We start from the raw sequence: 23,685 nt of genomic DNA on the forward strand, positions 1-23,685 counted from the left end.
CCTTTTGATGTGCTGGAATGAGTGCTTATTTCGCCTGTGCCAACAGGCGGATGGGTGTGCCGTCGAGGAAGGCAAGGACATTCTCGATCGACTGCCGGTAGAACACTTCGAAATTCTCTCGTACGCAGTAGCCGAGATGCGGCGACAGAATAGCGTTTCTTGACCTTCGCAAAGGGTGATCCTCGGGCAAAGGTTCCTGGCTGAAAACATCGAGCGCGGCGGTAATCTTGTCGGCGGCGAGTGCTGCAAGCAGCGCGGGTTCATCAATCAGCGGGCCGCGCGACGTGTTGACAACCACCGCGCCGGGTTTCATCAGAGACAAGTCGCGCTCGCCGATGATTCCTATCGTCTCGGGCGCTAGGACCATATGAATGCTGATGAGATCGGCCTCCGTCAGGAGCTCCGACTTTGCCGAATATTCTACACCGGAGGCCACCGCACGCTCCATCGTCAGGTTCGGGCTCCACGCAAGCACCCGCATGCCGAGAGCCTTGCCATAGGATCCGACCAGGGAACCAAGGCGCCCGAGACCGATCAGGCCTAGCGTCTTTCCGTGCAGGGTAAAGCCCGGCGCTACCCCCCCCTGAAACCCACCTGCCCTGATCGCCGCGTCTCCAGCAGGAAGCCGACGGGCGGCCGCAAGCATCAAGGCGAGTGCCAGTTCCGCCGTCGCCTCTCCTGATTCACCGGCCTGCGTGCAGGTGACCGTAACACCACGCGCCTCCAAGGCGTGCAGATCGACGGAACGATTGCGCATACCGGTCACACTCAACATTTGCAGATTTGGCAGCCGTTCAATGAGGTTGGCGGGAAACGGTGTGCGCTCGCGCATCGTCATGACGATGTCAAAGTCACGCAACCGCCTGACGATCGCCTCCTCGTCCGACAGGGCATCCTCAAAGAAGGTCACGTCCGCGCGCGCCGACAGCAGGCTCCAATCGGCGCTGGCGCGGGCGACGCCCTGCCAGTCATCCAAAACGGCAATCTTGGTCATTTGTATCGTCTCCTGCTGACCAATCTCTCAGCTCAATTCCTTGACGGCGAGATCGAGCAGGTCCTTTCCGATCGAATTCTGGAACTGCTCGTAGACCGGCTGTGTCGCCTTGACGAACAGCGCGCGGTTTTCTGGTGTAATATCGTTGATCTGCATAAGGGTCTTGAGTTTTTCGACGGCCAAGGTCGTGGTCTGCGGCTGTATCTGCCACTCCCAGTCCATGGACTTCTTCATGGCCGACTGCAGGATTCCTTGCTCCTCCTGTGACAGACCGTCCCAGAGCCCCTTGTTCATCGATACGACGAAGAAATCCGTGACGTGGTTCGTAAGAGACACGTACTTACAGACCTCGTAGAGCTTGACATTGATCAGATCGGGAATTGGGTATTCCAGGCCGTCCACGACCTTCTGCTGCATGGCGAGATAGATTTCAGCAGAATCCAGGGCTACGGGATTGGCGCCCATGGCGCGAAACGCCTGCAGGTAAACCTGGCTGGAAATGACACGGAACTTCAGGCCAGCGACATCGGCAGGGGTATTGATCGGGTGCACATTGTTGACCATGTGGCGGGCGCCCATGAGCCAAGAGCCGAGAATCTTGAAGCCGGCATCTTCCGACAAGGCTTCGATCTGCTTGCCGAACGCACCATCGAACGATATTTTGAGCTTGTCGGGAGAGGAAATCAGGAAGGGTAGCGTGAACACGTCCATCTGACGGACAAAATTCGAATACCATGCCGGCGTGGCATTCGTCATGGACAATGTCCCGAGCTGAACCCCCGTCAGCATCTCTTTGATACTGCCAAGCTGCGAGTTCGGAAAGGTCTCGATCTTCATCTTGTTGGACGAAAGAGTTGCCACTTCCTCCGCGAACATCATCATGGCCTTGTGATAGTTCGAATCCGTCGGTTGCGGGTTGCCAAAGCGAAAGACGCGAGCCCGTTGAGCGAGCGCCGGCGTCGCAAGCCCCGCAAACGTTAGCGTGGCCCCCGCTGCGGCCGACAGCTTGAGAAATTCGCGGCGGTTTGTCGCCGCTTCGCCGATTTTAAGATGCGTCTTTGCCATTATACCCTCCCGGTATGATTGAGCTTATGCGTTTCTTAGCGATTGTGAGGATCAGTGCATGCCAAACAGGCTTGGCAGCCAAGTCGTGATTTGCGGAAAGAGGATGACGACGACGACGCCCATAAGAAGGAACGCATTGTAGTACATGCTCGAGCGCATTGTTGCGTTGATGGGGGCTTCGCCGACTGTGCAGGCGATATAGAAGCCAATGCCGATCGGCGGCATCATGACACCAATGCCGGTCGCCATGATGATCAGGATGCCAAATTGCAGCGGATCAACGCCAAGCTTTACAGCAAGCGGCAGCAGTATAGGTGCGGAGATCAGGATCGCAGGGAACCCTTCCAAAACAAAGCCGATCACGATCAACGCCGCGACGCTCACGAACAGAAAGATCGTTGGATTGACCGCCTTGCTGAAGAGGCTAACCATGGTGGCTCCAAGACCGTCGACGACGATGGCCTGGACCATGAGGTTGGCCATAGCGACCATCAGCAGCACCATACCCGCGACCAAGGCCGCTTCCCGCAGGGCCCGCCAGCAGGAAGCCAATCCGACGCTGCGGTAAAAGATGAACGCCGCGGCAAATCCGTAGACAACGGCGAAGGAGGAGGATTCGGTCGGCGAGGCGACCCCGCCGAGCAATCCGCCGATGACGATGACCGGCACGCCGAGCGCAGGGAGTGCCGGCGGTATGCTACGCGCGGCACGGCGAAGATTGAAGGGCACGCCCGCGGGCCATTCTCGTGTGCGTCCCCGCAACACGACGCCAATGATCAACGCGATGGCCAGGATCGCGGCCGGCAAAAACCCTGCGACGAACAATGCTCCGACCGAAAGGCTTGTCACCGACCCCAAAATCAACATAGCAACGGATGGTGGAATGGTTTCGGACATGGCTGCGGATGCCGCCAGGACAGCGACGAATTCGGTTGAGGGATAATTGCGCTCGCGCATCGGGATTTTCATGACAGCCCCCACGGTCGCGATATCGGCTGCCTTCGAACCGCTGACGCCCGAAAAGACGTAGGTCGCAAGAATCTCGGCGATCAACAGCCCGCCTTTCCAGTGACCGACCCACTCCTGGACCATGTCGATCAGCTTGCGTGCCATGCCAGTGACATCCATCAGCGATCCGGCCACCATGAAGAAAGGAATGGCGAGCAGGACGAAACTGCTGATCCCATATTGATATGCCGACGGGATTCCGACGAGTGGCGCATCGCCGGTCATGACGAAATAGAGAGCGCCTCCGCTTGCCAGGATAAAGGGGATCGGCGTACCCGCCACGAATGCCAGGATCAGAAAGCCCAGGATCGGCAGGAAGGGATCGAGCTCAAGCGCGCCGGAATAATAGCCGCTGCGAAGGAGCAATACGAGCGCGCCGAGCGAAACGGTTACAGCCAAGGCGGCGCCGAGCGCCGCCCCGGAAACGTCCCACAATTTCTCCAGTGTGTAGACGATCGTCAACACAAGACCGATGCCGAGCCAGATCGCAACGGTGCCAAGCGACATTTGTAGAACCGGCAGCACTTGCCTAACCTGTGCGGCAAAGAAGGCTGGGAAGACCGAAAGCGAAAGAACGCAAAGCGCAATGACGAACAAGTAGCCGCAGCTCCTCAGAAGGTCACGCGGGAAGCCTGTCATCTGATCGATAACGGCCATATAGGCCATTCCGGAGGCGCGCCGCATAAAGGCCGGCGCCCCAAGGAATGTGATGATCGACAGCAGCAGCGTCGAGACGTCGGCAGCCCATGGCAAATCCTGACCAAGGATGAAGCGCAGCATCGTATTGGAGAAAGTCACAACGATGTTGACGATGAGAGCAAGAACGACGAAAACCTCGATTGACAGCGCGAAGGCGTCGAGGGGACGGCGAAAGCGGTGACGAGCAATGTCGAGCCCCAGCGTTTCGAAATCCGGCCCCGAAATGGTGCTTTCGTCCTTGGCGGAAAATCGGTTCAAGGTCATGACGGCTGTTCCGGCGTGTGTTCAAGCAGAAAATCCCGGGCGCGTTCAACGGCTGCATCCCGATATTTCGGTCCCTTCCATGGGGTCAGCACCTCGGCCCTTGTGAGGCGCGCGAGATCGGCCGAAACCGTCACCGGATGCATGGTATCGTCGCCAGGCATCAACAGCGTGGGAACGGACGAGGTCGCCGTATATTCACGGGTCACGCTGAAGATGAAGTCGGTCGCGAACATCCGCTCGCCTGCCGCGCGCAAGAGCGATGCGTCGATATCCGGCCGGTTCGCAAGCGTCGATTTCCAATGTGCGACCTCGCCATCGACGGTCGCTCGATTGGTCTCACTGAGACCGATCGGGTTTTGCAGGACCTGCGCCGATATTGTCCCAGGTGCGGCTTGTTCCAAGGCAAGCGCGAAGGAAACGCCGATGCACCCGCCCATGACATGGCATTTTTCGATCCCGAGATGCTGCAGGAGCGCCAGATAATCGGCGGTGTAGGAAGACCAATCGTAATCAGGCCCGACGCTCGCGCGAGAACGGCCAGCGTTGCGGACATCTAAACGAACAACGCGAAAATGCGGTTCAAACAATGGAATGGGATCACGCCAGTCTTGCTCAACGCCCGGGCGAGATGGGTTCGTGTACCAACGCTCTATGCGCGATCCGAGAAATCCGGGCGCGAACAGCAAGACCGGATAGCCCTGCCCGCTCTCCTCATAGAATATCTCTCCATCGTTTACCGAAAGTATCGGCATCCCATCCTCCCAAGACGTATTATCGATCCTCGGTGAGATAGATAGCACCATGCGAGCGCGGGAAAAAATCGATTGTTTTCCGCCATTGCGATTGATAAAATCAATCATGGCTATCACGCTTGCCCAAGTTCGCGCTTTTGAGCGCATCGCTCGTCTCGGAAGCTTTCACGCTGCCGCGCAACACGTCGGCATTACCCAGCCGAGCATTTCACACCGTATCCAGGACCTGGAAGCGATCCTGGGAACTGAGCTGTTTATCCGCAACGGTCCGCGCATTACGCTCACAGCGGATGGTCACTCTTTTCTCGAATATGCAGACCGGCTGTTGGAAACTGCCGACGAAGCTGCGGTTCGATTTAAGAAGCGCAATCCTCTGCTTGGTCTTTTGAGATTGGGCGTAAACGAAAGTTTTGCCCACGTCTGCCTTACCGACCTGATGAGCCATCTGGAACAACAGTACCCAAAGCTGATGACATCCGTGACGGTAGGCGACACTGGAATGATCAGCGGGCTTTTGAACGACCACCAGCTCGACATTGCCGTCATTTCCGAACCCGGTGTGGCGAGCCACATTCAGCGCGTGCCAATTGGACGAAACGAACTGGCGTGGGTCGCCAGCAGCAAACTGAAACTGCCTTCGGGAATTCTCACGCCAAGCGATCTCGCGCAAAATCACGTTATCGTTAGCCCCCAGACGGCGCGCCTTCATACGACGATGACAAATTGGTTCTCGCTCGGCGGCCGCCCACCCAGTCGTGTCAGTACCTGCAACAGCCTGTCGGTCACACTGCTAATGATCAAAAGTGGGTTTGCGATAGGTCTTGTTCCCGTGCGCGTCGTCGCCGAGGAGCTTGCGAGAGGCGAACTCGTCGCCGTTCCGGTGACAGTTCCAGTCGAGGCGCACCGCGTCTTTCTCTGCTATCAGATCGTCGAGTTCGGTCCGGATCTTGAGGCCATTGTCGCCGTGACCAAAGAACTTATCTCCCATCATCAGCTGTTTCGATAGAGCGCGCAGCTATCATAGCGCTCATTGCTCCATGATAGCTGATGATGACGACAGTCGACGTTAGATGTAGCTTTGGCGGGTTCCGGAAGAAGATGATTTTTCGATCGCCTCAATCAATCGATGACGCACCAGCGCATCGGCAAACCGCGGGACGTGAGATGTCCCGTTGACGATATCCTTGCGCAGGAGCGCATAAGCATGCGCCAGAGTGTAGAACATATCCACCGGCGTGCTACCATTTACCAGTTTATAGGCGTCCGGAATTTCCAGCTCCGTGAGCTTGCCGCCGTTGCCCTCACCATGTTGTATGCGCAAATCGCTGTATTGAAGCCGCCCATGATTGCCTGTCACCACCAAATCGCCCTTGGTGCCATTGATCTCCCAGAGGAAGTTTGCAACAGACGAGCTGCCGGAACGATAATGCACGGCAGCAACCGCTCCGTTTTGGAGTGTTCCGGTGACCGCGATCTGATCGTCGATCGTCTTCTCAACCAATTCGCCGGTATCCGTGCGTGGCACCATCGGGAAACGGGTTGCGAGCGTCGCTGAAACCTCAGCGAATTCCCCGAGGCACCAGCACAGGCCGTCAATGGTGTGGCCAAACTGGACGGTCAACATAGACACGCCGTTTTTCCGATCGAGACCATAAACCAAGCGAGGTTCGATCTTGTCCCCCCACGCACCTGCCGATCCAACGAGGGTGGTCGAAACCACATCCCCGATGTGCCCAGCTTTCACCAAATCGCGAAGGTAGCGCACAGCCGGTGATGCCCGCCCCTGCAAGCCGGTGAAACCGCGAATGTCTTTAGCATTCGCAAGAGAGCTTATAGCCTCGGCATCCGAGCGGCCGTTGCCGAGCGGCCATTCGCAATAGACCTGTTTGCCGGCATCTAGCGCTGCGGTGACCAGTGCCCGGTGTTGGGGGACCCTGACGGCCACGACCACGAGATCGACATCGGGATGCTCTGCAAGCGCTTTCGGATCGTCGAAGAAGGCCGGTACATGATGAATTTCTGCCGCCTTTGCGGCCGTTTTTATATTGGATGTTGCAAGAGCGACGATATCAAAGCCTGACGCGGCCTTGAGCGCTGGAACATGAGCCCTGGCCGCCCATGAGTCTGCGCCGCTCAAGCCGATGATACCAACCCCGATTGTGCCGTTTGCCATTTTGCTTCTCCATGAAATTCGCTCGGCGGCCGTTGTCATCTCATCCAGCCGTATCATCCCGTCTATGCCGGGATTTGATTTACGATAGGGGATGAGAAAACCAGCCTGCGGCCTACGCTATCGAATTGCGGACAAGTAGAAAAATCGATTGTTTCTCTCGTCTCAATCGAAATTTTGTATCAATGCATTGTGCATTGCGCCCCTCGTCGCTTGAACAGGGAGGTTAGATCCCGACACCTAATGTCGGACCCAACGTAACTTACAGCAAGTTGGTAGCGTGTCGAAAGAAACCGGGAAGAGCCGATGTGGTGTCACCTTACCTTTCTGAAAACGCGTTTTGCTCCTGGGGCTTGATTGGTGTTCTCAGTATGCTGATTTCTGGAATCGCTGATGTACCGCTTGACCAAGGACACTTGGAGTTGAAAGGTACTGGAAATCTCCGAAACTGGCGGACCTTCTGACCGCCCCTTCTGGTATCTCCTTAATTTTTATTCGGATAACTCAATGATTTCGAAACAATTATCAATTTCGGATCTTACCGGCGGATTTGCTCCTGCCCAGCCAGTTTCGAGGGCCTATTGACCGGCCGCCTCAGCGATCGCATGGATCATCGCGGCGGCTGGAGGTGCACCGGGGTTCCATATGGCCGACCGATCGCTCACCCAGCTTGGCCGCTCGGCCTCCGGGCGCGATCATTCATCGCGTTGCAGCAGTACCGCTGTCTCCAGAAGCTACTATCTCGCTCGAGCAGCATCTGCCGTCTTTCCCATTTACGCGGTCGTTGACCGTGGCGTCTGCTGCGCGCAGCCAGACATCGAGCATCGTGTTGTCGCGGCGTTGCCCCTTGATTAGCACCGCTGATTTGGATCAATGATCCGCAGGGAGCCATCGCATAGGCGTTCGATCTCGCGCATTACGGTTTTCGCCGCCGGCGTCAACGGCCGGTGGACGCTGTAATAGAGTCCAACGGTTCTTTCCAGATGTTCCGAAATTATAGGCAGGCAACGAAGCGTTCCGGCGTTCATCTCAGGCTCAATGGTGTGGGCGGGCATTAGCCCAAGCGCATCACTGGTAGCCATAACGGTTTTGGCGAATTGGACCGATGCGCATTCGACCTGCGCGCGCGGCGGTTCTATTCCGGATTCCTTGAACAGCAGGCCGAGAATGGGACGGTGCGCCGTGCCGACAACCGGGTGCACCCACGGGAACTTGATTAGATCGGCGCATGTGACCGTGTCTGGACCGTCCAGAGGGTGGCCGGCCCTTGCGATGATGCGCAACTGATCTCGCAGCACGATCCGATAGCGCAGGGTAGGATCGGTATCCGGCTCGAAACCGTCGGCCATAGCTATAACGAAGTCATATTCACGCCGGCGGATGGCCGACATCAATTCACTATGTACACCCTCATAAACCCGGATTTCCACATCCGGCAGAAACTTTATCACCTGCGCGATGGCGCGAGCAAAGAGATTGCCGGATATGCTAGGAAGGACACCGATTTTAACATGGGCCTTGCCGTTTCCGCTGAGTTGGCGGATTTCGGCGCGCGCATGCTCCATTTCGGCTGTCACTGCCCGAGCATGAGCATAGAGCGAACGGCCGAACTCCGTCATCGTCACCCCGGAATTCGACCGCACCAACAGCTCAACCTCAAGTTCCTTCTCCAACAGCCGCAGGCTCTTGGTGAGAGCCGGCTGCGATATGCGCAACGACTGTGCTGCCTTGCTGATGCTGCCCTGATCGACCGTTTCGGTGAAGTGCAGAAGCTTGCGCGTATCCATCATATAACTCAGAGTTATGCCTCGATTGCATTAGATATGAAGCATCCGGGGGCGGCAAGTGCTATGCGGTGCAGCCAAATGTTCAATAAAGGAGTGCTGATATGAGCACTACCACAAATTCCGCAGTCTCGACGGAAGTCGAAATGCTCGTCCTCGATTTCCTTATGGGGCTCGACACAGGTGACTTCGAAGCAATGACGGATTGCATGGCGCCGGATGGCATATGGTACCGGCAAGGCAAGGTCCTGCGTGGTCATGCCATGGTCCTCGAAGCGCTGGCGGCGCGCGGCAGCGATGTACGCACCGCCCATCTCATCACCAATTTCCGGCTGGTTTCAGCGGACGGTGTCTCAGCCGAAACGCAGTGCTACATGGTTGCCCATCGCCATGATGGCCCGACCCGAGAGGATGAGCCATCGCCTATGAATGTCCCCTTTTCAATAGCACTCTACCGGTGCCGCTTTGTGGTGCTCGACGGGAAATGGAAAATCGCAGAAATCCAGTCGCTGCCACGTTTTCGACGGTGAAAGGTATACGCTCATGAAGTTGCTCAGCTACAAGACAGCCGGCAAACAATCGTACGGCGCATTGAAAAATGACGGGATCATCGATCTCAAGGACCGGCTGGGGCAGCCGACACTACGCGCAGCGATTGCCGCCGGCTTGCTGGATTCGATTGCGGGCAGGGTCGATGGCCTGAAGCCCGATTATGCCTTCTCCGATATCGAGTTGATGATACCGGTACCGGATGCCGGAAAGATCATCTGCATAGGCCGCAACTATCGAGGGCATGTGGCGGAGGGAGGCCAGCCGCTACCGAAGACGCCCAGTACCTTTATTCGTGTCCACAGCTCTTTCGTCGCTCCGGGCGAAGCCATGATGCGCCCCAGACTATCAGACCAATTCGATTATGAGGGCGAACTCGCACTTGTCATTGGAAGAGCCGGCAAGCATATCCGCCGCGAGCACGCCTTCGACTACATTGCCGGATACACCTGCCTTCATGAAGGCAGCATCCGGGACTATCAGTTCGGGCACGCGTTGGCTGTCGGCAAGAATTTCGATAAAACCGGCAGCATCGGCCCCTGGCTGGTGACACGCGACGACATACCGGATGTCTCGACGCTGACCTTGACCACCACCTTGAACGGTGTGCAGGTTCAGCACACTAAGACCGATGATTTCATATTCGATATTCCCGCGATCCTCGCCTATGTCTCCGGCTTTATGGAGCTTGTACCCGGCGATGTGATCGCCACCGGCACACCCGAGGGCGTCGGCTTTGCACGCAAGCCGCCGCTGTGGCTCAAACCCGGAGACAAAGTCGAGGTTGCCATAACCTCGATCGGCGTACTGAGAAACTCTGTTGTAGGGGAATAGTCGATTTCGATAGAAAACTGGAGCCGTGCCGGCGCGGCTAGTGGTGCCTGGAGCCGGAGATACTCACCACATGATGGCCGTCATGATGGTTCTGTCGCAAACTTTTCACCAGATTTGCAACAAATTAGATCATGCCATAGATCCGGGTTGAAGATGAGCAGACATGTTGAGTTTCCCGATCATGGTCGATTTCAAAGGCAGCCACTACCCGAAAGACGTGATTTTATACGCGGTGTTTTTCTACGTCAGATATGCGGTCTCCTATCGTGATTTGGAAGAGATTATGGCCGAGCGTGGTGTTGTCGTTGACCACGCGACGCTGAACAGATGGGTGGTAAAGTATGCGCCGCTGATTGCCTGCGAGGCCCAGCGCCGTAAATGCGCAACCAGCAGTTCCTGGCGGATGGACGAGACCTACATTCAGGTCAAAGGCAAGTGCACCTATTTCTTTCGCGCTGTCGACAAATTCGGCAAAACCCTTGATTTCATGCTATCTGAGCACCGCGATGAGGCTGCGGCCAGCGCTTTCTTCGCCCCGCTTGATCAAGAACAATGGTTGGCCCGAAAAGGTCGTCATCGACAAGAGTGGTGCGAACCTGGCAGGATTGCAAAACATCAACTGGTTGCTGCTGTTGCATGGATGGTTCTGGCTGATCGAGATCCTGCAGGTCAAATACCTCAATAATATGATCGAGCAAGACCATGGGTTTATCAAGAAGCGGACCCCCGCCCCATGAAGGGCTTCAAATCCCTCCAATCTGCGTCAGCAACACTGGATGGAATCGAAGTGGCCCACATGATCCGCAAACACCAATTTTCAACCAGCGGCCAATCCGCATCTCAGCAATTCGCTGCGCTCGCTGCATAATTGTGCCCAGCAAAGGCCGTTGCTGCGGCCTTTCCAAAAGTTTGCGACAGAACCTGCTTGATCGTGGTGAATGGCCTCCCATGAACGGGACACATCTCCGTGAGCCTGCTTCCAATTCTGTAATCGGCATGCCAATACTTTGCGCATGAACTTCCCAAGGGCCGTCCATCGTCTGTTCCTGCTCGTCGCCATGCTCGCGGTCGTTATCGGCCCGATGAGCATCGGGCTGGCCAGCAGTGCGATGGCGTCTTCGGATGCGGCGACGATGGAGGCTGTGGCCAGCGCCGTGCCCGGCATGCAGATGGCGGAAGACATGCCCTGCTGCCCGGAAAAGCAGCCGGTCAAGCCGGACTGCGCCAAGGGCTGCCCGCTGGCACTGGTCTGCACCACCTCGATGTCAGCCCATGCCCCTGACAACCACGGCTGGTCGTTCGCCATTTCCTGGCAGACCCACCGTTACGATATATTGCCGACGTCGCAATTGACGTCCGCGCCCATCGCGCCTCCGGCCCGACCTCCGAAAGCCTGATCTCAAGCCATTTTTGAAACATGCCTGCGGATGCGGGACGCGTGAGTGCGTCTGCGCCGATCCGATGGCCATAAATTTTGCCCCGAGGACGCGATCCAGGAGATCCGTCCCGATGAGATCGGAAATCATGAACAAAACTTCCTTTTCCGCAGGAGCGATGCTCCTTTCCGGCGTGCTGATCGTCGGCTCCGCCACCGTGACCCTTGCAGCCTCTCAGGACTACGAGTTCCAACCGGTTTCGACCGACGTTAAGCAGGGCCAAGGTTCTCTGGTCTCCGTCCGCCTGATCGACAAGCGGACGGGCAAACCCGTGCCCGATGCCGTCATCTTCACCACTCGCATGGATATGGCTCCAGAAGGCATGGAGATGATGACGACGCCCGTCGAGGCTGCGACCTCCACTGAACCCGGTGTCTATGCCTTCAAGACCGACTTCACCATGGCGGGCGGCTGGCGCTTCAAGCTCGCCGCCAAGGTTCAGGGCGAACCTGACACCGTTCAGGGCGAGCTCGTCCTGAAGGCGGCTCCTTGAACACGCCATTGCGTGTGGCAGCCACGCTCTCCCTCGCCGTATTGCTCGGCGGGGGAGGCTATTGGGCTGGCACGAACGATCTTGGCAGGCGGCTCGGCCTTCACGTCGTCGAACAGGCTCTCGCCACGCCGGCGGCCTCCATGGCCGCTCCGACCGGGGCAGTCATCTACTACCGCCATCCGGACGGACTTCCGAAGTTCTCGGCAACACCGACGAACGCTGAGGACGGGCGGCCGTTTGTCGCCGTCCATGCAAGCGAGGATGCGAGCTTCGTCGACGCCGCGCCAAAGCCTGTCGAGGAGAACGCGGCTATGGCGTCGTCCGGAACCGCTCCCAGCAAGGGGAAACTGCTCTACTACCGGAACCCGATGGGCCTTCCGGATACCTCCAAGGTGCCGAAGAAGGACTCCATGGGCATGGACTACATCCCTGTCTACGAAGGCGATCAGGGCGATGCCTCGACGGTGAAGGTCTCGCTCGGCAAGCTCCAGCGCACGGGCGTGAAAACGGCCATCGCGGAGATGGCCAGTATCAGCCGCAAGATCCAGGTGCCGGGGACCGTCGCCCTGGACGAACGTCTCGTCAGCATCATCTCGATGCGAACGGATTCGTTCGTCGACGACGTCGCCGACGTCACGACGGGTGATCACATCCACAAGGGCGAGAAGCTCTTCCGCTTCTATTCCAGGGAGATCGCCACCGCGGCGTCGGAATATGCCGCCGGCAGAAACGATGCGCGTGGCAATGGTGACGCCGGTTCGGCGCTGCGTCTGAAGAACCTCGGCGTCCCGCAGGAGGTCATCGACGCGATTGGGAATACCCGTCAGGTGCCACCGAGCATCAGCTACGTCGCCCCGCGCAACGGCATCGTCCTCGAACGCATGGCGACAACAGGCATGATGGCCAAACCCGGCGACGTGCTGTTCCGCATCGCCGACATCTCCAACGTCTGGGTGATGGCCGACGTTCCTGAATACGATCTGGCCTCGGTTCGAAACGGGGCTGAGGTTAACGTCAGCATCAGGAGCCTTCCCGGCAGGGCATTCAGGGGTGTCGTAGACCTGATCTATCCGCAGGTCGACATGCAGACGCGCACGACAAAAGTCCGAATCGAGCTCCCCAATCCTGACGGCGTGCTGCTGGCTAACATGTACGCGGATGTCGAGATCGAGACAGGAGCGCCGAAGCCCGTCGTGTCAGTCCCGAACAGCGCCATCGTCGACACTGGCGACCGCCAGATCGTGTTCATCGCCAAGGGCGACGGACAGTTCGAGCCAAAGGATGTCAAGCTTGGCGTCCGGGGCGAGGATCAGACCGAGATCATCAAGGGCGTCGACGCTGGGGACAAGGTGGTGGTTGCCGCCAACTTCCTGCTTGACGCCGAAAGCAACCTGAACTCGGCGCTCAGCGCCATGACATCAGAGGAGGCCAAGCCATGATCTCCCGCGTCATCTCGTGGTCCGCCCACAACCTCATCCTGATCTTCGTCGGCGCGGCCCTTGCCGTCGCCGGCGGCGTCTACGCCTTGCGATCCCTGCCGCTCGACGCCATTCCCGATCTCTCCGACGTCCAGGTCATCGTCTATACAGAATATCCCGGCCAAGCCCCGCAGGTGGTCGAGGACCAGGTGACCTATCCTCTGACGACGTCGATGCTGACGGTGCCGAAGTCGAAGGTCGTCCGCGGCTTCTCCTTCTTCGGGGTCTCCTTCGTCTACGTGATCTTCGACGACGGCACCGATCCCTATTGGGCGCGCAGCCGCGTTCTTGAATATCTGAACGCCGCCCAAAGCCGTCTGCCGCAGGGCGTCACTCCGACGCTCGGGCCCGATGCGACGGGCGTCGGCTGGGTCTATGAATATGCCGTCGTCGCCAAGCAACTGTCGCTCGCCGAACTGCGCTCGCTGCAGGATTGGGTGGTTCGGTTCGCCGTCTCCAAGGCGGAAGGCGTCTCCGAAGTCGCCAGCGTCGGTGGATTCGTCAAGCAGTATTCCATCGTCGTCGATCCGGCCCGGCTGAAGGCGCAGGGCGTGTCGCTCAATGACGTCGCCAATGCCGTCCGCGCCAGCAATACCGACGCTGGCGGTCGCACAGTCGAGCTGTCGGAGTTCGAGTTCATGGTTCGCGGCCGCGGCTACCTGAAGGGCGTTCCGGACATAGAGAACATCGTCCTGAAGAGCCAGAACGGCGTGCCGCTGAAGCTCAGCGACATCGCCAGGGTGGAACTGGTTCCCGATGAACGCCGAGGCATCACCGAATTGAACGGCGAAGGCGAGGTTGCCGGGGGCATCGTGCTACAAAGGTTCGGGGCCAATGCCCTGACGGTCATCGACAATGCCAAGAAGAGCCTCAACGCAATCAAGAGCAGTCTTCCGACGGGAACAGAAATCATCCCGGTCTACGACCGCTCGACGCTGATCGAGTCCGCCATCGAGACCCTGAAAGGGACCTTGTTCGAGGAATCCATCGTCGTCGCTCTGGTGACGATTGCCTTCCTGCTACATGTTCGCAGCGCGCTGGTTGCAATCATCATGCTGCCCGTCGGGATCCTGATGGCCTTCATTGCGATGAAGCTGCTCGGTATCGGGGCGAACATCATGAGCCTTGGCGGCATAGCCATTGCCATCGGCGCGATGATCGACGCGGCGATCGTCATGATCGAGAACGCCCATAAGCATCTCGAACGAGCGCCGCCCGACAAGCCGCGGGTGGACATCCTGGTCGAGGCGGCGAGTGAGGTCGGTCCGGCGCTGTTCTTCAGCCTGCTGATCATCACCGTCTCGTTCCTGCCGATCTTCACGCTGGAATCGCAGGAAGGCCGCCTGTTCGGCCCGCTTGCCTTCACCAAGACCTTCTCGATGGCAGCAGCCGCGCTGCTGTCGGTGACACTGGTGCCCGCCCTGATGGTCCTCTTTGTCCGGGGGCATATCGTGCCCGAACAGAAAAACCCGGTGAACCGGGTACTGATCTGGGTCTACCGTCCGGTTATCTCAGGCGTCCTGAAGGTAAAGTCGCTGACGATCCTGGCCGCCGTCGCCATCCTGGCGGTGACTATCTGGCCCGCCCAGCACATCGGCAGCGAGTTCATGCCCAATCTCGATGAGGGCACGCTGATGTACATGCCGACCACTCTGCCCGGCATTTCCGTCACCAAGGCGGCAGAACTGATGCAGACGCAGGACCGCATCATCAAATCCTTCCCGGAAGTCCAGAGCGTCTTCGGCAAGGCCGGACGTGCCCTCACGGCGACCGATCCCGCTCCAACGGAGATGTTCGAAACGATCATCACCCTGAAGCCGAAATCCGAATGGCGGCCGGGGGTCACCACCGACAGTCTGAAGCAGGAGATGGACGCCGCCCTGCAGTTCCCCGGCGTCTCCAATGCCTGGACCATGCCGATCCGGGGTCGCATAGACATGCTGTCGACCGGGATCAGGACGCCCGTCGGGGTCAAGGTCTACGGCACCGATCTCGGCGAAATGGAGAAGATCGCCCGACGGATCGAAACCGTGCTGAAGACGATCCCAGGGACATCCAGCGCCTATGCGGAACGTGTGATCGGCGGCTACTATCTCGACATCGTTCCGGACCGGGCGGCGCTCGGCCGCTACGGGCTGACCATCAACGATGTCCAGGACGTCGTCGGCATGGCGCTCGGTTCGGAGGTCGTTACCCAGACCGTGGAAGGCCGTGAGCGATATGGCGTGGCGATCCGGTATCCACGCGCATCCCGAAGCGACCCGCAGTCGATCGCCCGGGATGTGCTGATATCGCTGCCGGGCGGCGGAACGGTGCCTCTCGGACAAGTTGCGGATGTCAAGCTGACCCGAGGCGCGACCACCATCCGCACCGAGAACGGCCAGCTCGCCGTCTACATTTATGTGGACATTGCGGGCCGCGATCTCGGCGGCTATGTGGCGGATGCCCAGCAGGCGGTCGCCAAAAGCGTGACGATGCCATCAGGCTATTCCGTCGCCTGGAGCGGCCAGTTCGAATATCTCGAACGGGCCGAGGCGCGGCTTGCCGTCGTCGTTCCCCTGACGCTGGCACTGATCTTCCTGCTGCTCTATCTGAACTTCAAGGCGCTGACTGAGACGATGATCGTTATGCTGTCCCTGCCCTTCGCTCTGGTCGGCGGGATCTGGCTGATGTGGTGGATGGGTTTCAACGCGTCCGTTGCAGTCGCCGTCGGCTTCATCGCCCTTGCGGGCGTCGCTGCAGAGACGGGCGTCATCATGCTCATCTACCTCGACCATGCGATGAAGGAACAGCGCGGAGCCTGCGAAAAGGAAGGCCGTGTTTTCTCGAAGCTGGACCTCAACAGGGCGATCATGGTCGGCGCGGTCGAACGCGTCCGGCCGAAGATGATGACCGTCGTCGCCATCACGGCGGGCCTTGTTCCCATCCTCTGGCGAACGGGCACGGGCTCGGAGATCATGCAGCGCATCGCCGTGCCGATGATCGGCGGCATGGTGTCGTCGACTTTGCTGACGTTGATCGTCATTCCCGCTGTCTATGGGCTGGTCAAAGGGTGGCGGTTGCCGACGACGGCGGGCGGGATCGGGCAGTCCGCCACCGAGGACGACGAGCGTAACCTTCAGGCCGCCGAATGAACTGCCAAGGCGGTCGATCGTCCAAGGGTGTATATGGATGATCGACCGCCTTCGGCGTCCTGGGGTTTATCGAGGGACGGAACTGCTGTTGTTTTGGCGCAGTAGCATTTTGAAGGGCGGACTGGAATCCAGTTTCCGGTCCGCCCCAGCGCATAGTTCCTCCGCAAGTCTGAGACGGCCAGCGTCGAGGTGCCAAGTCGGAAAGTGATGCCGGTTCGACGACCGGATCGTATGACCTGAAGACTCCCTCAGATCAGGTTCAAGACCGTGCCCGAGAGGGCCAGCAGCACGACGACGATCCACGGCGGCGTCTTCCATACGGCAAGCAGCAGAAAGCCTGCAAGGGCGAGGGCGAAGTCGTGGGGGGTCAGGACGGCGCTCGTCCAGACCGGGTTGTAGAGTGCAGCGCCGAGAATGCCCACCACAGCGGCGTTCGCGCCGCGCATTGCCGCCTGCGCAATCGGGCGTGAGCGCAACCCGTCCCAAAACGGCAGCATCCCATACACGAGCAACAAGCCTGGGAGTGCCAGCGCGACAAGTGCGATCACCGCGCCGACGGTTTCATTGGGCGGCGGCCCCATTACCGCGCCGAGATAGGCGGCGAATGTGAAGAGCGGGCCAGGAACGGCCTGAGCCACGCCATAACCCGTGAGAAATGCCTCGTTGGACACCCATCCCGGTGTGACGACCTGCGCCTGGAGCAAAGGCAGCACGACGTGGCCCCCGCCGAAGACGAAGGCTCCGGAACGATAGAAGGCGTCGAAAAGAGCAAGGCCTTGAGAGCCGCTCGCACTGACCACAATGGGAGGCACCACGAGGAGTGCCACGAAGGAGACGAGCGCCACGCCGCCGCTGCGACGACTGACCGGAAAGCTCAGGTGTCCGGATATCGGCGCGGACCCGGCCCGACACAGCCAGAGACCTGCCAACGCGCCGATTGCGATGGCCGCGACCTGTCCAAACGAGCCAGTGAAGATCACGACAATCGCAACCGCGCCAAGTGCGATGCCCGCACGCGTCCGATCCGGCGTGAGGGTCCGCGCCATGCCCCAAATGGCCTGGGCGACGACTGCGACCGCGACGAGCTTGAGGCCATGCAGCAGACCCTGTGCCACGGGACCGGTGAAGGCGGCTGCGCCAAGTGCGAAGGCGAACAGGATGATCGCCGACGGCATGGTGAAGGCGAACCAAGCAGCGATTCCACCGAGCAGGCCGTTGCCGCGAAGAACCCCGAGGGCGAAGCCGACCTGGCTGGAGGCTGGGCCTGGCAGGAACTGACAGAGAGCGACGAGATCGCCATAGGCCCTTTCGTCGAGCCATCTGCGCCGCACCACCAGTTCGTCCCGAAAGTAGCCGAGGTGGGCGATGGGGCCGCCGAACGACGTCAGACCCAGCTTCAGAAACGCGAGAAAAACCTCGCCCACGGTGCCGCGCGATGCGGTGTCTTCACGTACTGCTGTTGCCTGGGACGACTTCACGAAACAGCTCCCTGATCTTGTCCTGGGCCATGGCCAGCGCTTCGATGCCATACGGCGTCGCTTTGTATATGCGACGTTGAGAACGGCCCGCCCGTTCGATCCGCGATTCCAGATAACCCTTGCGCTCCATGCCGTGAAGCAGCGGGTAAAGCGTGCCGGGACTGACGCGGTAGCCGTGATGGGCCAGTTCCTCGATCATCCATTGTCCGTATAGATCCCTTTCGGCGGCATGATGAAGTACGTGGAGCCGGATGAATCCCGCCAGCAGTTCCTGATGCTCCATATCCGGCCCGTGTAACGTTGTTTGACAATCGATTTTCGATATCGGGAACCGAGGCTACCGTTGGAGAGTTTCGTATGCAACTCTTTCGGTGAAGCCGCGATGAAAATCCAACCTGCAAAACCGTTCCGGTCAGATACTTCGAGTATCCCGTTGCGGAAGAGAACGTTGCCAGCAGGCGGATTGCGGAAGGATACGGCGGTCGAATTATGGAGCGACGGACCAATCCAAAGTATCGCTCGGTCGTCTACCACATCCCTCCGTTCGCCTGAGCTTATGAGCGCAACACTCTCGCTCATCGAGACCTGCAACAGTCCCAAAGCTGTTGCGATTTGCAGAACGAACAAATGCAACAATCGGGCCCGAAATGCAGTTGCAACATCATGGTTTGAAGCCGGTCATCGTCGTGCCCTATAGCGCAAGGACTTTTGGTCACTCACTCACCCAGCTTCGACGCCGAAACCGCACACTTTGGAACGACCAAGCTATTCCGCTTTTGTTGCGTTTGAGCGAAACGGCCCGTCATATCCCGTGCAACATTGGGGCTTTGCTCCACATGGCGTCCGGCATCGATTTCACGGAAGACTATGGTGGAACTGATGATAACGCAAAGCTCGGCGACGGCCAAACCACGATATTGCATGGCCCAGTCTCGTCCTCCGGGGCCAGCGATGGCAAGGATTATAACCCCGCTGCGGGAGCCAGCGTGTAGAACGTAGCCGGACGTCATGGCGGGATGGATGGACTTCGGAGTCGAGGGTACAGGCTGATCGCAAAAACACTACGACTTGCCGAATCCTTGAAGGCATCCGCTTCCTACAGCGGCTTCTCTTGACCCGCTCCACGGTGACCGTGTTTATAGCGGCTCTATCCTGACCCGCATGACACGAAAGCGAGATGCCGTGCCCTATGCCGCTTCGAACCTCCTCCTTGATCTCGATGGAACACTGGTTGATTCCCAACCAGGCATCCTCTCAAGCTGCCGCGCAGCGTTGCGGGTGCTCGGCCATGAAACCGACCCGGAGATGGATATCAGCTCGATCATCGGGCCGCCCATCGAGGACGTGATGCGGTATCTTCTCAGCTCGTTCGAGGATGACCGCGTCACAGAGGCGGTGGAAGCCTACAGAGCCGATTACGGAACCCGTGGCCTCCTATTAAGTGAACTCTACCCCGGAATAAGAGAAGCGATCGTCAAGCTGCATTCTCAAGGCGTCAGTCTCTTCTTGGCGACTTCCAAACGAAAAAGCTTCGCAGATCGGATTCTTGAAAATCACGGATTGTCGGATCTCTTTCAGGGGATATACGGGTCGGTGCCCGGAGCAGGCCTGGACCATAAGCCTGAACTGTTGGCGCATATTCTGCACGATACCCGGTTGCCCGCCAAGGACTGCCTGATGGTGGGGGATCGAAAATACGACATCGCCGGGGCTCACGCGAACCGGATGCGCGCCGTCGGCGTCCTTTGGGGTTACGGTAGTCGAGAGGAACTTGAGCTTGCCGGCGCGGATCTCCTCGTTGATGCACCAGCCGAATTGACGTCGCTAGCCGGGTCGGACGTGGCGCTATCCCATCGATGAATCCTGCCTGCAGGCACATTTCATCGAACGAGAGCGTTTTGTGGCCGTTCTGATTGTGGATGTCCACAATCCTTAGTTCGCTTCCTTGTTCGAAACGCTATTCGGCCCTTCGAACGCTCGTGACGCCTTCAGCCGGCTGTCCCAATTCGCCAAGAACTCGCGCGCGACCTCTCGGCCGTCGATAAAGGTGACGTTTTCGGCATTTCGTCTTTGTGCCGCAGCGGTGTAGTTGTACGACCCGCCGATCACCAAGGACTCATCAATCACAATAATCTTATTATGCGCGATGGATTGCATGTAGTCGATCCAGACGGGGATTCCTGCAGCCTCGAGCAACGTCGCACCGGAATATTTCCGCTCGTTCGTCTTGTCGAGGATCGCCAGCACTTCAACGCCTCTGCCTGCCGCTCGCTGAAGGGCTTGGATGATAGGAAGCGACGTGAATCCGTAAGCTTGGACTCGGATGGACGCCCTGGCCCGATCAATTTCGGCCACGATACGATCTTCACATTGTTCGGATGGAGTGAAGCAGACAGACACCTTTGCCGCCACTGGTTGGGTGGCAAGGACCGATTGAGTGTTCGCGAACACCAGAAGCAGAGCGATGACGAATCTCATCGCAGATGGATAGCAGGTCGCCCGCGAGATGCGAACTGGATGTCGCGAGCGGTGACAATTGTCGAACGAACAAAAGCGCGGCATCATTAAGCAAGTGCGCACTTGCTCAATGATACCGGATTTTTACTACGTTCTGAACCGCTGCTGCTATCTGCTCCACCTAGCCACGCAACCAGCCTCTAACCTGCTCGAGCGTTCTCCGTTCCTGATCCGCCTCCATCGAGAAGGCTGGCTTCAATTCGGAGCCAGGCGCCAAAGAATTGAGGACATCGATGCTGTTGCCAAGCCCATATCCCCCGTGGGTGATGAAAGGATACAGCGCCTTGCCCGACAGATCGAGGGCCTGAACGAACGAGCGGATCACCGGCGGCGCCGTCATCCCCCAGATCGGAAACCCGAGATAGATCACGCCATACCGCCATGTGTCCGGGACCGATGCCGCCAGAGTCGGGAGGTAGCCGGTCGCTGTCTCTCGACTGGCTTGCGCCACCGTCTCCTCGTAATCCTCCGGATACGCGACGGCGGGGTTGATCTCGAACAGAACGGCATCTTTCGCTCTGTGGATCTGGTTGGCGATCACGCGCGTGTTTCCCGTCCGCGAGAAGTAGGCAACCAACGTTGTCGTGGGCCCAGCCGCTTGCGATGAGGCGTCTTTGGGAACTGACGATACGGCCGCTGCTACGAGCGGAAGCGTCTGAAGGAAGTGGCGTCGAAGCATTTGCATCTCCATTGCGGCGTTCAGGGATCAGCCTTCGGTCGGACCAGTGGCGTAGTCTTCGTCAGAGACCTTCTCCATCCACGTCACGGAGTTCCCCTCGAAGGCTTCGGCGACTGCGAAATGCGTCATCGCCTCGTTGGCATTCCATATTTTTTGATCGCCCTTCTTGTGGTCTCTATTTTCGAAAACACCCCACTCGGTGAAGTCTTTTCTATTCTCTTTGTTTGCGGCCTCGGCTCAATTCCGATGATCGAGTTGAAGGAGACTTATCAGAAGCTCGCGCAGAAAGTTCGCGATAGAAATAAGCGGAATTCGGCAGCAAATGCCACCAATGGCAGGTCTTTGGTCCGACGGAGACATTCGGTCGTCAGCTGCCGGTAGCCTGATAGCATGCGGCCAAGCTATGCGAGGCAACGCCATGCCCAACAATCCGGTTCGGGATCACGTCTCCGCAATGGAGGGAGACGGCTTCTACAACCGCCACTCTGCAATGCAGGCGGCGGCATCGCTACCTTGTTTTCGCTTTGGGAAGGCAGCATGCTGGACGGTTCCCATTGACGATCGTCGACTATGGTTCTTCCCAAGGCCAGAATTCAATGGCCCCGATGCGTGTGGCGATTGACATACTGCGCGATCGGAGGGGTTATGTTTTGATTGAATTCAGCCTGGAGAACTCAGACTAAAAACTTGTGCTTTTCGTCACGAATATAGATACTTGATGAGTATCCGGGATACGCCTATATTGGCCCCATGTAGGAGCTGTCACCATGTCTGCAAAAGAACGCATCAAGAAGTACCGAGAGACTGGAGGAGCATCCGATCTCGTGAGGGTGGAGGTTCTCGTTCCCAAAGCACGCAGAGATGAGATCGTGAGTGTCGCGGCAGAATTGCGCTCTGCGCATCGGGCTGAAAAGAGTCGTCTTGTGGAATTTATCAGGATTGCTACCGAGAGGTACGGGCTGAGAGTTTTCGATAACATCGACATCGAAAAGCTGAACGATCTTCCGCAGAAGGCGCGAGTTGTCGCCAATGCCCTTATGGAGCGCGGTGATGCGCGAGCTTATGCGATGGGACGAAAAATGGTCGTCCAGCTAGGAGATGGGCGCTGATGGCACTGACGCAGATCCAAAAAGAAATCATGGCCGCCATCGCGGGGAACAGATCTGACACCAGCTACATTGCTGGCGGCCTGGCCTTAAATATGGATTGGCCACGGATGTCCGATGACATTGACATCTTTCATGATACCGACGAGGAAATTGGGGTCTCTGCGGATACTGATATCGCGAAATTGGAGGCTGACGGTTTCAAAGTCTCGATCGAAGTCAACATCTACGGCTGCGTTGAAGCAAGTGTAATGCGCGGCGGGGAACGCACCCTTGTCCAATGGATGAGCGAGACCCGGACACGCTTCTTTCCACTTGTCAGGGATGATGAATGGGGAGCCCGTCTACACCCTGCTGATCTTGCGGTGAACAAGGTGATCGCTGCCTCTACGCGGACGAAGGCTCGGGATTACGTCGATCTGCTGATGATCGAAAACCACATGTGCCCGCTAGGGCCAATAATTATGGCCGCGGCAGGCAAACCTCCTTACTTCTCGCCATTGCGTATAATCGATGAGATTCGGCATAAAGCCCTATCCGTCACGAATGAGGACTACACGACGGTTCGTGGCCTACCTTCTGATTGGACTGCCGCAATGATCCGGGACGAACTTATTGTTGCTCTGGATCGCGCAGAGAACTACCTGCGCAATGCGCCCCCCGAACTCGTAGGGATATTGGCCATAGATACTGCGGGCGTTCCGTTGGAGGTCTATGACCTCAACACCGCTGGGATCGGATATCGGAAAGCGACCTCTGAGCCTGAAGTGACGCCAGATTTGCCTGAAGCAGGCAGCCGCTGGGGGGGTAAAGCCTAACTCGGCGCATGAGTGGGTGCTGTGGACTTCTCACTCCTGTCGCCTGGTGGCAGTTGCTTATATGAGGAGCGGTGGTCCTGTCGAAACGACCCTGACGAGCATCCGCTGCCTGGCGCAAAACCTCCACCAGTGGATGCATTTAACGGCTGGTGGCATTTGCTGCCGAATAGCGGAAATAAGCCTGAGGACACAGCCGACTGAGGTGATGGCGAGGAGCCATTTCGTGCACTGGTTTGAAGAGCCTGGATGAGTATGACAAAAGTAGATGGGACAGCCTAGTCCATCCGCACTCTCCTCAGCCCCGGCCAATGGCGGGGCTTTTTGTTTGCCATCTACATATTCGGGGAGTACGGTGCCGCATCGGCCGGCATCTCATGGCTACGACCGCTTGGGAGATCATACACGCTTCTGCCTATTTCGGGAGGAA

At 58.3% G+C, this 23,685-nt stretch carries 21 protein-coding genes and 1 pseudogene; 12 read left to right on the forward strand and 10 right to left on the reverse strand.

The window, feature by feature from the left end:
- Positions 1 to 25: 25 nt before the first annotated feature.
- Genes FHT86_RS34110 through FHT86_RS34125 form a run of 4 tightly spaced genes read right to left on the reverse strand, consistent with a single transcriptional unit; the run spans position 26 to position 4,782 of the window.
- On the reverse strand, positions 26 to 994 hold the full coding sequence (locus tag FHT86_RS34110) for a D-2-hydroxyacid dehydrogenase family protein (RefSeq protein ID WP_133704318.1): 969 nt from the start codon (positions 992 to 994) through the stop codon (positions 26 to 28).
- 27 nt (positions 995 to 1,021) lie between these two features.
- On the reverse strand, positions 1,022 to 2,059 hold the full coding sequence (locus FHT86_RS34115) for a TRAP transporter substrate-binding protein (RefSeq protein WP_133704381.1): 1,038 nt from the start codon (positions 2,057 to 2,059) through the stop codon (positions 1,022 to 1,024).
- Positions 2,060 to 2,110: 51 nt separating this feature from the next.
- On the reverse strand, positions 2,111 to 4,030 hold the full coding sequence (locus FHT86_RS34120) for a TRAP transporter large permease subunit (protein WP_133704317.1): 1,920 nt from the start codon (positions 4,028 to 4,030) through the stop codon (positions 2,111 to 2,113).
- Entirely contained in the window at positions 4,027 to 4,782 is a 756-nt protein-coding gene (locus tag FHT86_RS34125) for an alpha/beta fold hydrolase (RefSeq protein ID WP_166656668.1), read from the reverse strand. The genes FHT86_RS34120 and FHT86_RS34125 overlap by 4 nt, the downstream gene beginning before the upstream one ends.
- Positions 4,783 to 4,888: 106 nt before the next feature.
- Here FHT86_RS34125 and FHT86_RS34130 point away from each other — a divergent pair, with 106 nt between their 5' ends.
- Positions 4,889 to 5,788, forward strand: coding sequence for a LysR family transcriptional regulator (locus FHT86_RS34130; RefSeq protein ID WP_166656667.1), 900 nt, complete (start codon positions 4,889 to 4,891; stop codon positions 5,786 to 5,788).
- A gap of 60 nt (positions 5,789 to 5,848) precedes the next feature.
- Here the strand turns inward: FHT86_RS34130 and FHT86_RS34135 are convergent, their stop codons facing one another.
- The gene (locus tag FHT86_RS34135; RefSeq protein ID WP_133704314.1) at positions 5,849 to 6,955 is read right to left on the reverse strand and encodes a Gfo/Idh/MocA family protein; all 1,107 of its coding nucleotides are present in this window, start codon (positions 6,953 to 6,955) and stop codon (positions 5,849 to 5,851) included.
- An 848-nt stretch (positions 6,956 to 7,803) separates the two neighbouring features.
- Entirely contained in the window at positions 7,804 to 8,739 is a 936-nt protein-coding gene (locus FHT86_RS34140) for a LysR family transcriptional regulator (protein WP_166656666.1), read from the reverse strand.
- A gap of 101 nt (positions 8,740 to 8,840) precedes the next feature.
- Between FHT86_RS34140 and FHT86_RS34145 the strand changes: the two genes are divergently transcribed.
- The 7 genes and pseudogenes from FHT86_RS34145 (at position 8,841) to FHT86_RS34175 (ending at position 16,660) form a co-directional block, all read left to right on the forward strand.
- The gene (locus tag FHT86_RS34145; RefSeq protein ID WP_133704312.1) at positions 8,841 to 9,266 is read left to right on the forward strand and encodes a nuclear transport factor 2 family protein; all 426 of its coding nucleotides are present in this window, start codon (positions 8,841 to 8,843) and stop codon (positions 9,264 to 9,266) included.
- 13 nt (positions 9,267 to 9,279) lie between these two features.
- The gene (locus tag FHT86_RS34150) at positions 9,280 to 10,119 is read left to right on the forward strand and encodes a fumarylacetoacetate hydrolase family protein (protein ID WP_133704311.1); all 840 of its coding nucleotides are present in this window, start codon (positions 9,280 to 9,282) and stop codon (positions 10,117 to 10,119) included.
- A gap of 181 nt (positions 10,120 to 10,300) precedes the next feature.
- Positions 10,301 to 10,987 (forward strand): annotated as a pseudogene (locus FHT86_RS34155) (IS6 family transposase).
- 145 nt (positions 10,988 to 11,132) lie between these two features.
- Positions 11,133 to 11,516: a hypothetical protein gene (locus tag FHT86_RS34160; protein ID WP_133704310.1), complete on the forward strand. Its 384-nt coding sequence runs from the start codon at positions 11,133 to 11,135 to the stop codon at positions 11,514 to 11,516.
- 112 nt (positions 11,517 to 11,628) lie between these two features.
- Entirely contained in the window at positions 11,629 to 12,048 is a 420-nt protein-coding gene (locus tag FHT86_RS34165) for a FixH family protein (protein ID WP_183869023.1), read from the forward strand.
- The gene (locus tag FHT86_RS34170; RefSeq protein ID WP_210298171.1) at positions 12,045 to 13,487 is read left to right on the forward strand and encodes an efflux RND transporter periplasmic adaptor subunit; all 1,443 of its coding nucleotides are present in this window, start codon (positions 12,045 to 12,047) and stop codon (positions 13,485 to 13,487) included. The genes FHT86_RS34165 and FHT86_RS34170 overlap by 4 nt, the downstream gene beginning before the upstream one ends.
- Complete coding sequence (locus FHT86_RS34175; RefSeq protein WP_133704309.1) at positions 13,484 to 16,660, forward strand: efflux RND transporter permease subunit; 3,177 nt, start codon at positions 13,484 to 13,486, stop codon at positions 16,658 to 16,660. Before FHT86_RS34170 ends, FHT86_RS34175 begins: the two co-directional genes overlap by 4 nt.
- Positions 16,661 to 16,908: 248 nt before the next feature.
- Here FHT86_RS34175 and chrA read toward each other — a convergent pair whose 3' ends face one another.
- Together chrA and FHT86_RS34185 are read right to left on the reverse strand one after the other, a co-directional pair.
- On the reverse strand, positions 16,909 to 18,138 hold the full coding sequence (gene chrA, locus FHT86_RS34180; RefSeq protein WP_409527642.1) for a chromate efflux transporter: 1,230 nt from the start codon (positions 18,136 to 18,138) through the stop codon (positions 16,909 to 16,911).
- Positions 18,107 to 18,421, reverse strand: a complete 315-nt coding sequence (locus FHT86_RS34185; RefSeq protein ID WP_133704307.1) for a PadR family transcriptional regulator — start codon at positions 18,419 to 18,421, stop codon at positions 18,107 to 18,109. The genes chrA and FHT86_RS34185 overlap by 32 nt, the downstream gene beginning before the upstream one ends.
- 364 nt (positions 18,422 to 18,785) lie before the next feature.
- On the opposite strand from FHT86_RS34185, the gene FHT86_RS34190 reads away from it, so the two are divergent.
- Both FHT86_RS34190 and FHT86_RS34195 read left to right on the forward strand, forming a co-directional pair.
- Entirely contained in the window at positions 18,786 to 19,130 is a 345-nt protein-coding gene (locus FHT86_RS34190; protein ID WP_133704306.1) for a hypothetical protein, read from the forward strand.
- Between the two features lie 190 nt (positions 19,131 to 19,320).
- Complete coding sequence (locus FHT86_RS34195) at positions 19,321 to 19,998, forward strand: HAD hydrolase-like protein (protein ID WP_312862635.1); 678 nt, start codon at positions 19,321 to 19,323, stop codon at positions 19,996 to 19,998.
- Between the two features lie 72 nt (positions 19,999 to 20,070).
- On the opposite strand, the gene FHT86_RS34200 is transcribed toward FHT86_RS34195, so the two are convergent.
- Both FHT86_RS34200 and FHT86_RS34205 read right to left on the reverse strand, forming a co-directional pair.
- Positions 20,071 to 20,616 (reverse strand): phospholipase D family protein, encoded by a 546-nt coding sequence (locus tag FHT86_RS34200; protein ID WP_166656665.1) that lies wholly within the window; start codon positions 20,614 to 20,616, stop codon positions 20,071 to 20,073.
- 160 nt (positions 20,617 to 20,776) lie between these two features.
- The gene (locus FHT86_RS34205) at positions 20,777 to 21,334 is read right to left on the reverse strand and encodes a flavodoxin (protein WP_246779797.1); all 558 of its coding nucleotides are present in this window, start codon (positions 21,332 to 21,334) and stop codon (positions 20,777 to 20,779) included.
- A 767-nt stretch (positions 21,335 to 22,101) separates the two neighbouring features.
- Here FHT86_RS34205 and FHT86_RS34215 point away from each other — a divergent pair.
- Positions 22,102 to 22,443 carry a hypothetical protein gene (locus tag FHT86_RS34215; RefSeq protein ID WP_132961099.1) on the forward strand — a complete coding sequence of 114 codons (342 nt, stop codon included), beginning with the start codon at positions 22,102 to 22,104 and terminating at the stop codon, positions 22,441 to 22,443.
- Positions 22,443 to 23,258, forward strand: coding sequence for a nucleotidyl transferase AbiEii/AbiGii toxin family protein (locus FHT86_RS34220; RefSeq protein ID WP_133704302.1), 816 nt, complete (start codon positions 22,443 to 22,445; stop codon positions 23,256 to 23,258). The genes FHT86_RS34215 and FHT86_RS34220 overlap by 1 nt, the downstream gene beginning before the upstream one ends.
- The last annotated feature ends 427 nt before the right edge of the window (positions 23,259 to 23,685 follow it).

Source organism: Rhizobium sp. BK313 (genome assembly GCF_014193655.1).
In the GTDB taxonomy this organism is placed as follows: domain Bacteria; phylum Pseudomonadota; class Alphaproteobacteria; order Rhizobiales; family Rhizobiaceae; genus Rhizobium.

What these genes read in the sequence shown, in the direction of transcription:
- FHT86_RS34110 (WP_133704318.1), bottom strand. Translation starts at nt 994, where the DNA reads ATGACCAAGATTGCCGTTTTGGATGACTGGCAGGGCGTCGCCCGCGCC.
- FHT86_RS34115 (WP_133704381.1), bottom strand. Translation starts at nt 2,059, where the DNA reads ATGGCAAAGACGCATCTTAAAATCGGCGAAGCGGCGACAAACCGCCGC.
- FHT86_RS34120 (WP_133704317.1), bottom strand. Translation starts at nt 4,030, where the DNA reads ATGACCTTGAACCGATTTTCCGCCAAGGACGAAAGCACCATTTCGGGG.
- FHT86_RS34125 (WP_166656668.1), bottom strand. Translation starts at nt 4,782, where the DNA reads ATGCCGATACTTTCGGTAAACGATGGAGAGATATTCTATGAGGAGAGC.
- FHT86_RS34130 (WP_166656667.1), top strand. Translation starts at nt 4,889, where the DNA reads ATGGCTATCACGCTTGCCCAAGTTCGCGCTTTTGAGCGCATCGCTCGT.
- FHT86_RS34135 (WP_133704314.1), bottom strand. Translation starts at nt 6,955, where the DNA reads ATGGCAAACGGCACAATCGGGGTTGGTATCATCGGCTTGAGCGGCGCA.
- FHT86_RS34140 (WP_166656666.1), bottom strand. Translation starts at nt 8,739, where the DNA reads ATGGATACGCGCAAGCTTCTGCACTTCACCGAAACGGTCGATCAGGGC.
- FHT86_RS34145 (WP_133704312.1), top strand. Translation starts at nt 8,841, where the DNA reads ATGAGCACTACCACAAATTCCGCAGTCTCGACGGAAGTCGAAATGCTC.
- FHT86_RS34150 (WP_133704311.1), top strand. Translation starts at nt 9,280, where the DNA reads ATGAAGTTGCTCAGCTACAAGACAGCCGGCAAACAATCGTACGGCGCA.
- FHT86_RS34160 (WP_133704310.1), top strand. Translation starts at nt 11,133, where the DNA reads ATGAACTTCCCAAGGGCCGTCCATCGTCTGTTCCTGCTCGTCGCCATG.
- FHT86_RS34165 (WP_183869023.1), top strand. Translation starts at nt 11,629, where the DNA reads ATGAGATCGGAAATCATGAACAAAACTTCCTTTTCCGCAGGAGCGATG.
- FHT86_RS34175 (WP_133704309.1), top strand. Translation starts at nt 13,484, where the DNA reads ATGATCTCCCGCGTCATCTCGTGGTCCGCCCACAACCTCATCCTGATC.
- FHT86_RS34185 (WP_133704307.1), bottom strand. Translation starts at nt 18,421, where the DNA reads ATGGAGCATCAGGAACTGCTGGCGGGATTCATCCGGCTCCACGTACTT.
- FHT86_RS34190 (WP_133704306.1), top strand. Translation starts at nt 18,786, where the DNA reads ATGCAGTTGCAACATCATGGTTTGAAGCCGGTCATCGTCGTGCCCTAT.
- FHT86_RS34200 (WP_166656665.1), bottom strand. Translation starts at nt 20,616, where the DNA reads ATGAGATTCGTCATCGCTCTGCTTCTGGTGTTCGCGAACACTCAATCG.
- FHT86_RS34205 (WP_246779797.1), bottom strand. Translation starts at nt 21,334, where the DNA reads ATGCTTCGACGCCACTTCCTTCAGACGCTTCCGCTCGTAGCAGCGGCC.
- FHT86_RS34215 (WP_132961099.1), top strand. Translation starts at nt 22,102, where the DNA reads ATGTCTGCAAAAGAACGCATCAAGAAGTACCGAGAGACTGGAGGAGCA.
- FHT86_RS34220 (WP_133704302.1), top strand. Translation starts at nt 22,443, where the DNA reads ATGGCACTGACGCAGATCCAAAAAGAAATCATGGCCGCCATCGCGGGG.